Annotated in this window: 9 protein-coding genes; 5 read left to right on the forward strand and 4 right to left on the reverse strand. The window is 73.2% G+C overall.

What is annotated here, in order from left to right:
* Positions 1-67: 67 nt before the first annotated feature.
* Entirely contained in the window at positions 68-283 is a 216-nt protein-coding gene (locus ACZ50K_RS24325; RefSeq protein WP_468906631.1) for a DUF6059 family protein, read from the reverse strand.
* A 214-nt stretch (positions 284-497) separates the two neighbouring features.
* On the opposite strand from ACZ50K_RS24325, the gene ACZ50K_RS24330 reads away from it, so the two are divergent.
* Positions 498-1,274 carry a class I SAM-dependent methyltransferase gene (locus tag ACZ50K_RS24330; protein ID WP_468906634.1) on the forward strand — a complete coding sequence of 259 codons (777 nt, stop codon included), beginning with the start codon at positions 498-500 and terminating at the stop codon, positions 1,272-1,274.
* A 58-nt stretch (positions 1,275-1,332) separates the two neighbouring features.
* Here the strand turns inward: ACZ50K_RS24330 and ACZ50K_RS24335 are convergent, their stop codons facing one another.
* Entirely contained in the window at positions 1,333-1,488 is a 156-nt protein-coding gene (locus ACZ50K_RS24335; protein ID WP_468906636.1) for a DUF6131 family protein, read from the reverse strand.
* Positions 1,489-1,652: 164 nt separating this feature from the next.
* On the opposite strand from ACZ50K_RS24335, the gene ACZ50K_RS24340 reads away from it, so the two are divergent.
* The 3 genes from ACZ50K_RS24340 (at position 1,653) to ACZ50K_RS24350 (ending at position 3,085) form a co-directional block, all read left to right on the forward strand.
* Positions 1,653-2,036, forward strand: coding sequence for a low affinity iron permease family protein (locus ACZ50K_RS24340; RefSeq protein ID WP_468906639.1), 384 nt, complete (start codon positions 1,653-1,655; stop codon positions 2,034-2,036).
* A 65-nt stretch (positions 2,037-2,101) separates the two neighbouring features.
* A complete protein-coding gene (locus ACZ50K_RS24345) occupies positions 2,102-2,584 on the forward strand; it encodes an STAS domain-containing protein (RefSeq protein WP_468906641.1) in 483 nt (160 codons plus the stop codon).
* A 39-nt stretch (positions 2,585-2,623) separates the two neighbouring features.
* Complete coding sequence (locus ACZ50K_RS24350) at positions 2,624-3,085, forward strand: ATP-binding protein (protein ID WP_468906684.1); 462 nt, start codon at positions 2,624-2,626, stop codon at positions 3,083-3,085.
* A gap of 35 nt (positions 3,086-3,120) precedes the next feature.
* Here the strand turns inward: ACZ50K_RS24350 and ACZ50K_RS24355 are convergent, their stop codons facing one another.
* Positions 3,121-5,616 (reverse strand): PP2C family protein-serine/threonine phosphatase, encoded by a 2,496-nt coding sequence (locus ACZ50K_RS24355; RefSeq protein ID WP_468906644.1) that lies wholly within the window; start codon positions 5,614-5,616, stop codon positions 3,121-3,123.
* Between the two features lie 111 nt (positions 5,617-5,727).
* On the opposite strand from ACZ50K_RS24355, the gene ACZ50K_RS24360 reads away from it, so the two are divergent.
* Entirely contained in the window at positions 5,728-5,958 is a 231-nt protein-coding gene (locus ACZ50K_RS24360) for a hypothetical protein (RefSeq protein WP_468906647.1), read from the forward strand.
* A gap of 19 nt (positions 5,959-5,977) precedes the next feature.
* On the opposite strand, the gene ACZ50K_RS24365 is transcribed toward ACZ50K_RS24360, so the two are convergent.
* Positions 5,978-6,439: a DUF5709 domain-containing protein gene (locus ACZ50K_RS24365; RefSeq protein WP_468906649.1), complete on the reverse strand. Its 462-nt coding sequence runs from the start codon at positions 6,437-6,439 to the stop codon at positions 5,978-5,980.
* Positions 6,440-6,660: the final 221 nt, after the last annotated feature.

A 6,660-nucleotide genomic window follows, 5' to 3' on the forward strand; every position in this document is an offset into this window, starting at 1 on the left:
CGATCCGGGGTTCCCGCAATGGTGGTTTCCGCCATACGGGAGAAGCGGAGGCCGTGGTGTCGGGCCGTCAGGTGGGCCAGCCCGGGAGTTCGCCGCGGAGGGCGCGTTCGAGTTCGGTCAGGGGCGCCGGGCACAGCCGCTCGGGATGCCCCGGCGGCGGCCCCCACAGGGCCGGCGGGGCGGTCGGCGGCGGGGGCGGCGGAGGCGGCGGGATCCACATCCCGCCGGCGGCCATGAGCCATCGGCCCAGTCCCTGGAGGCAGCGCAGTGCGTACGTCGACATCCAAGGAGCTTCCGGCACCGCGCCGAAGCCCCGCCAAAGCCAGCGCCGAGCCGCACTCGCACACCACTCGGACACCGGCGCTTTTCAGCCGTTCGCCCCACCGTGGACGATGATCCGGTGCGGCCCGCACAAGATCGTGCGATCGCACTTCGCGGAGCCCGTCCGCGGCTGCCTATGATCACGAAAGGGCCACGACCGAGGTGAGGCAGGGAACATGACCGCACGCACCCACGACGGCAGCGCCGGCGACGTCGACTACGGCAGCATCGGCTCCGGCTACTCCGCCTTCCGCCGACCGGACTCCCGGGTCGCCCTGGCCATCGCCGAGGCCCTGTCCGGCGCCCGGACCGTGCTCAACGTCGGGGCCGGCGCCGGTTCGTACGAGAGCGCGGCCCGCTCGGTGACGGCCGTGGAGCCCTCGGAGTCGATGCGCGCCCAGCGGCCCGCCCGGCTGGCCCCGGCCGTGGACGCGGTGGCCGAGGACCTGCCCTTCGCCGACGACGAGTTCGACGGGGCGATGACCCTGTTCAGCGTCCACCAGTGGACCGACGTCGCGGCCGGACTGCGGGAGATGCGGCGGGTGACCCGGGGCCCGGTCGTGGTCCTGACCTGCGATCCGGCCCGGGTCCGCGACTTCTGGCTGTACGAGTACGCGCCGGAGGTGCTGGACACCGAGGCCCGCCGCTACCCGCCGGTCGAGGAGATCACCGCCGTGCTGGGCGGCACGGGCGACGTCCGGCCCGTACCCATCCCGCTGGACTGCACCGACGGCTTCAACGAGGCCTACTACGGTCGTCCCGAGATGCTCCTGGACCCGGCCGCCCGCCAGGCCTGCTCCGCGTGGAGCTTCGTGGACGACACCGTCCGCGAGCGCTTCGACCGGACCCTGCGCCGCGATCTCGGCTCGGGTGCCTGGGACGAGCGGTTCGGGGGGCTGCGCACCCTGCCCGCGTACGAGGGGTCCCTGGTCGTGGTCCGGGCGACCCCCTGACAGCCTTCGGGGCCGCCCGAGGGCGGCCCCGACACAGGTGCGCGGAGTACGGGCAGGGTCACCAATAGTGGCGGCGGCCCCCGACCGCGTGCCCGACGGATCCGAGGATCCACAGCACGGCGCCCACCACGAGCAGGATGATTCCGAGGGTCCACAGGATGGAGATCCCCGTCAGGAATCCTATGAGCAGAAGAATCAGTCCGATGAGAATCATGGTGTTCCTCGTTCCCGTTACCGGAGTACGGCGGCCCGGGACGGACCGCCGTGGTGCGTCGAGCCGCGTCTACCCCGAATATCCGTTCCTATCGGGTCGGTTTCCGATCTGACCCGCTGAGGCCCGGACGTATGCCGTCGCCCCCGGGTGGGCAGTCGCACCGCATGGCCTTCCAGCATCCCGCCGAGCGGAGCGACGAGAAGGGCCGGCCCGGACGCTTCGAGAAGCTCGCCGAGCTGGCCTCCAACTTCACCGCCTCCGCCGCGTTCTCCCTGTTCTGCCTGGCCCTGGTGGCCGCCCTGGTCCTGGTCCACGTCTTCCACCTGTCCATGGAGTGGCAGCATCTGGCGGGCGACGCGGTCGCCGCCGTGTCCCTGCTGCTGCTGGCCCTGCTGAAGAACTCCGAGCGGCGGGCGGAGCACGCCATCCAGCGCAAGCTGGACGCCATCGCCGCCGCCCTCCTGGAACAGCAGGAAGGCCGGGGCGGCAAGAGCGGCCAGGCCCACGAGACCCTGGAATCCGCCATCAGGATGGAGGAGCAGGAATGACTCACATGGGGTGAAACACCCCACCGCCCGTTTCCCGCCCCGGGGCCCGCGCCGTTGATCAGCACGTGAACAACCCGACCACCGCCCCGATACTGCCCGCCGCCCTCCCCACCGGAGCCGGCCCCACCCCGCACGACCAGGGCGCGGACGCCGCGCCCTGCGCCATAGTCCTCCACTCCCGCGCCACCCTCGGCACCACCCTGGTCCTGCACCTCACCGGGGAGATCGACCTGTGGACGGCCGCCCCGCTGCGCGCCCTCCTCGCCCGGGCCGCCGCCGAGGGCTGCAAGGGACTGGTGCTCGACACCTCCCGGGTCACCTTCTGCGACTCCGCCCTGCTGGCCCTCCTCGACTGGTGGCCGCGCGAGGGCCGCCGGCTGCGGCACACGGCCCGCTCCCGCTCCGTGGAACGGCTCCTCGCCCTGGCCGCCACCACCTCCGCCGCACCTTCCGGGCCCACGGAACCCGACGCGACGGATGGGTTTGGCGGGGTACCACGGGGTAGGCGCGCAGATGTCCGGAGAGGGACCTTCGTGAATCCTTCGTGAGAGGGGTACGGCATGCCGGCCGCGGGTGACCGCTTGATCATGCTGCACGGCGCGGCCAACGCCGTCGGCCGGTGCCGTGATTTCACCAGGGCGGCCCTCGCCGACTGGCAGTGGCGCACCGACTCGGATGCCGCCGACGACGTCCTGCTCCTGGTCTCGGAACTGGTCTCCAACGCCTGTCTGCACGCGGGCGGGCCGACCTCCCTGCTGTTGCGCCGCACCCGGGACACCCTGCGCATCGAGGTGACCGACGCGAGCACGGTACGGCCCGAGCCCGCGGACCCGCCCGTGCCCGCCCGGGCCGGCGGGCACGGGCTGCTGATAGTGGCGCGGCTGGCCCGGCGGTGGGGCTCCGCGCCCCTGGCGGACGGCAAGTGCGTCTGGGCGGAGGTCGACACCCTTCCCCCTCCCCCGGTCTCCCCGGAGGCCCTGCGGGCCGCCCGTACCGGAACGCTCCCCGCCCGGCTGACCAGGTTCCCCCGACTCCTCTGGCTGCTCTGAGCCGAGGGCCCGGGCGACAACCCGGGGAACCTCTGTCAGAACCCCTCCGCCGGGACATGGATGTCCAGGACGCAGATGTCGTCCCGGCGGCCCGGGCACAGCGCGGCCAGGGTCCGGGCCAGGGTCTCCTCGCGGCCCTCGGCCAGCAGCCGCAGGGCCGTCGCGGCCAACCGGTCCAGTCCGTCCCCGATGTCCTCGCCGGGAGCCTCCACCAGCCCGTCGGTGTAGAGCAGCAGATGGTCGTCGGGCTGGAGGGTGAGAACGGCCTGCGCGTAGGCGACGTCGGGAGCGGCCCCCAGCAGGGCGCCCTCCGGCTGGGCCAGGAAGTTCGCCTGGCCGGCCCGGATGAGGAGCGGCGGCAGATGACCGGCCCGTACCCAGACCAGCCGCCGTTCCGCGGGCTCGTAGCGGGCCACCACCATGGTGGCGGTGGCACTGCCGCCCGCACCTCCCGAGGGCTCCGAGGCACTGTTCAACAGGAGGGTGTTGAGGCGGCGCAGCACGTCCGGGAGCGGGGAACCGGTCTCGGTCATGCCCTTGGTGGTGAACCGCAGCTGGGCCATGGTGCCCACCGCCGGCAGCCCGTGCCCGGCCACGTCCCCGACCACGAACAGGGCGTTCCCGTCGGACAGTTCGATGGCGCTGTACCAGTCCCCGCCGACGTTGACCCCGCTGTCGGCGGGCAGGTAGGCCACGTCCACGCACAGCCCGGCGAGTTCCAGGGACTGCTGGGGGATGGGCAGCAGCGTCTCCTGGAGGCTGGCGGCGAGGGACCGCTCGGCCTGGAGCATGCCGCGCTGGACGAGGACGGCGCGCTCGCTCTCCCGCAGCGCCAGTTCGACGCCGCGCTGGGCCGTGAGGTCCTGGAGGAAGCCGTGCACCTCGACCGGGGTGCCGTCGGCGTCGGTCTGTGCCTCGGCGACGATCCGCAGGTGCCGGATCCCGCGCGCGGTGGTGATCCGGAACGGCTGGTCGATGCCCTCGCCGTCCCCCAGCAGCCGCCGGACGGCCGCGCCGAGTTCCGGCAGGTCCTCGGGGAGCAGGTGCCGGGGCAGCTCGTCGAGGGTCAGGGGGCCTTCGGCGGGGTCGCGGTCGAAGACGGCGTAGACCTGGTCGGACCAGGTGACGGTGTCGGTGACCAGGTTCCAGGAGGACCACCCCAGGTTTCCGAGCCGTTGCAGGTCCGCGAGCCTGCGGGTCTCTCGTTCGCTGGTGTCGTGGCGGATCCAGGACACCACGAGGCGGTCGTCCAGCCGGGCGGCCCGGACCGAGTACACGGACCGGCGCGGCACCCCGGCGCCGACCTCCTCGTAGGTGAAGGGCTCGCCCTCGTGGACCGTTCCGGTGGTGAGCGTCTCCAGGTACCCCTCCCACAGGGCCGTGCCGGCCACGGTCGGATAGGTCTCCAGGATCCGGCGGCCGACCAGTTCCTTGCCGCGCCGCCCGGCCACGTCCACCGATTCGGGTGCGGCGGCGTCGATCCGGTAGTCCTCCACCTCGCCGGTCTCCGACCGCAGCGGGGTGAGCAGGATGGCGGGCCCGGCCACCGCGTCCAGGATCCGCTGGACGGCCCGGACCGCCGGTTCGGTCACGGACCGGTCCGGTACGGGCGGGTCCGGGGCGGGTCCGGGGGCCGCCCCCAGCGGGCCGGCGCACAGCCGGGCGGCCCTCCGCAGCAGGGCCCGGATATCGGCCGGGAACGGACCGCTGTCGGTCCGCAGGAACCCGATGGCCGCCGTCGGCGCCCCTTCGCCCGGTACGGGCAGCCAGGCGCGGGTGGGCCACCAGCGGCCGGGCGGGTCGCCGACCAGGAGGTAGCGGCGGGCGTCGTGGACCGGGTCCTCCAGCCACAGGGCCCGGCGGCCGGCGATGGCCTCCAGTGCGGCGACCCCGCTGAGCGGCGGAATGTGCCGCCACTGTGCGGCGAACGCCTGGTCGATCCCGGAACCGCCGGTGAGTTCCAGGCTTCCGGCGGGGGTGAGCGAGTAGATGAGCACCGCGTCCACACCGGCGGTGGGTCCGAGGACGTTCCGCAGCAGCCCGGCGATGTCGTCACCGCCGTGGACGGCGGTGAGGCCGTCGGCGAGCCGGGCCAGCAGGGACCTCAGTCCGGCGTCGCCGCCGCGGCCGAGGCCGGTGAGGTAGCGCTCCCGGCTGAACACGGAGGTGTCCGGCCCGGTGGCCCCGGGTGCCGCGGTCTCCCCCGGTGCGGGCGGTGCGCCGGCCTGGCCGTCCGGGCCCGTCCCGGAATGGAGGCCTGAGCGGGTACGCAGCCGGCCCAGGGTGATCCAGCATTCCTCCAGCAGGGTGCGGCCCCGCTCGGCGGCCGTGTCGCGCAGCATGGCGTACGCGGTGTCGGCCGGGACCCCGGCCTGGGCCATCAGCGCTCCCTTGGCCCGCTCGACCACGGCGGTGGTCGCGGCGAGGCCCTCCAGGTCCGCGATCTCGGATCGCAGCCTGGCCACCACCTTGGCGAGCGCCAGCACCTCGGGGGCCGGGCCCTCGGCGGCGGGCGCGGCTTCGCCGTCCATCTCTTGAGCATGCCATGGCGGGCCGGACCCGCACGTCCGGCGGGTTTGCGGACGCCGGAGAGGGCAGACGCGGGAGGTACCGACGTCATTTCCCGGAAAGGACCCTCCGATATGAGCGATGCGACCGTCACCGGCGAGGAGACCGTGACCGGCGATGCGATCGCCGAGAACCTCCGGCGTGCGGAGGTCTCCCTGGCATCCAACGCGCTGCCCCGGGACGTGGCCGAGCTGGTCCGTTCCGCGGTCGCCCTGGCACGCCGGGCCGAGGCGGAGGGCGATCCGGCGGCCGCCGGCGCTGCCGCCGATCTGGCCCTGGAGCTGCTGGCCGACGCCCTGCGGTGAGCCGGTGAGCCCTGTTCGGCTATTCGGCTCTTTCGGTGTCCTCGTCCTCGATGAGGTGCATGGCGGCTTCCTCGGCGGAGGCCGCGCCCCCGTTCACTCCCACGTCATGGGCGCGGACGGAGATGGCGTGTCCGAGTCCTCCGTCCTCGGTGGGGGCGAGCCGGCCCGCCCGGACCGATCCGGTCTGGACGGGCTCTCCGGTCTCGTCCGCGAACTCGGCCCAGGCCTCTTCGTTGACGTCGGGGTCGGGGATCTCGCGGGCGAGCCGCCCGTCGAGAGTCTCTCCGGTGTGCTGTTCGGAGGCCGTGGTGCCATGGTCCTCCACGGCGTACGGCCGCTCGGGCGGCGAGTAGCCGGTGTCGAGGCTGTCGTCGAGTCCGGGCTCGTCGAGGGCGTTCTCCATGTCCGGCTGTACTTCGGCGGGGTCGTCCGTGTCGCTCGGCTGGTAGACGTCATCGCCGTGGGATCCCGTGCTGGTCATGCTGGCCGTCCTCTCCGAGTACCGCGTCCCGCCATGGTCGTACTTCACGGCTCCCCCCGATGGGCCCCATCATGCACTCCGAGCCCCTCTGATCACCCGTTCAGCCTGCCTGCGAATCTGGCCGTAAACGCAGAAAAGCCCCGCACCATTTAAGGTGCGGGGCTTCCCCACAATGATTGTTCGGCGGCGTCCTACTCTCCCACAGGGTCCCCCCTGCAGTA

The organism is Streptomyces sp. NPDC033845 (assembly GCF_055576225.1).

Bases quoted from the DNA above. Each gene is read 5' to 3' on its own strand.
- ACZ50K_RS24355 (WP_468906644.1), bottom strand. From the start codon at position 5,616: ATGGACGGCGAAGCCGCGCCCGCCGCCGAGGGCCCGGCCCCCGAGGTG.
- ACZ50K_RS24365 (WP_468906649.1), bottom strand. From the start codon at position 6,439: ATGACCAGCACGGGATCCCACGGCGATGACGTCTACCAGCCGAGCGAC.
- ACZ50K_RS24335 (WP_468906636.1), bottom strand. From the start codon at position 1,488: ATGATTCTCATCGGACTGATTCTTCTGCTCATAGGATTCCTGACGGGG.
- ACZ50K_RS24325 (WP_468906631.1), bottom strand. From the start codon at position 283: ATGTCGACGTACGCACTGCGCTGCCTCCAGGGACTGGGCCGATGGCTC.
- ACZ50K_RS24350 (WP_468906684.1), top strand. From the start codon at position 2,624: ATGCTGCACGGCGCGGCCAACGCCGTCGGCCGGTGCCGTGATTTCACC.
- ACZ50K_RS24360 (WP_468906647.1), top strand. From the start codon at position 5,728: ATGAGCGATGCGACCGTCACCGGCGAGGAGACCGTGACCGGCGATGCG.
- ACZ50K_RS24330 (WP_468906634.1), top strand. From the start codon at position 498: ATGACCGCACGCACCCACGACGGCAGCGCCGGCGACGTCGACTACGGC.
- ACZ50K_RS24340 (WP_468906639.1), top strand. From the start codon at position 1,653: ATGGCCTTCCAGCATCCCGCCGAGCGGAGCGACGAGAAGGGCCGGCCC.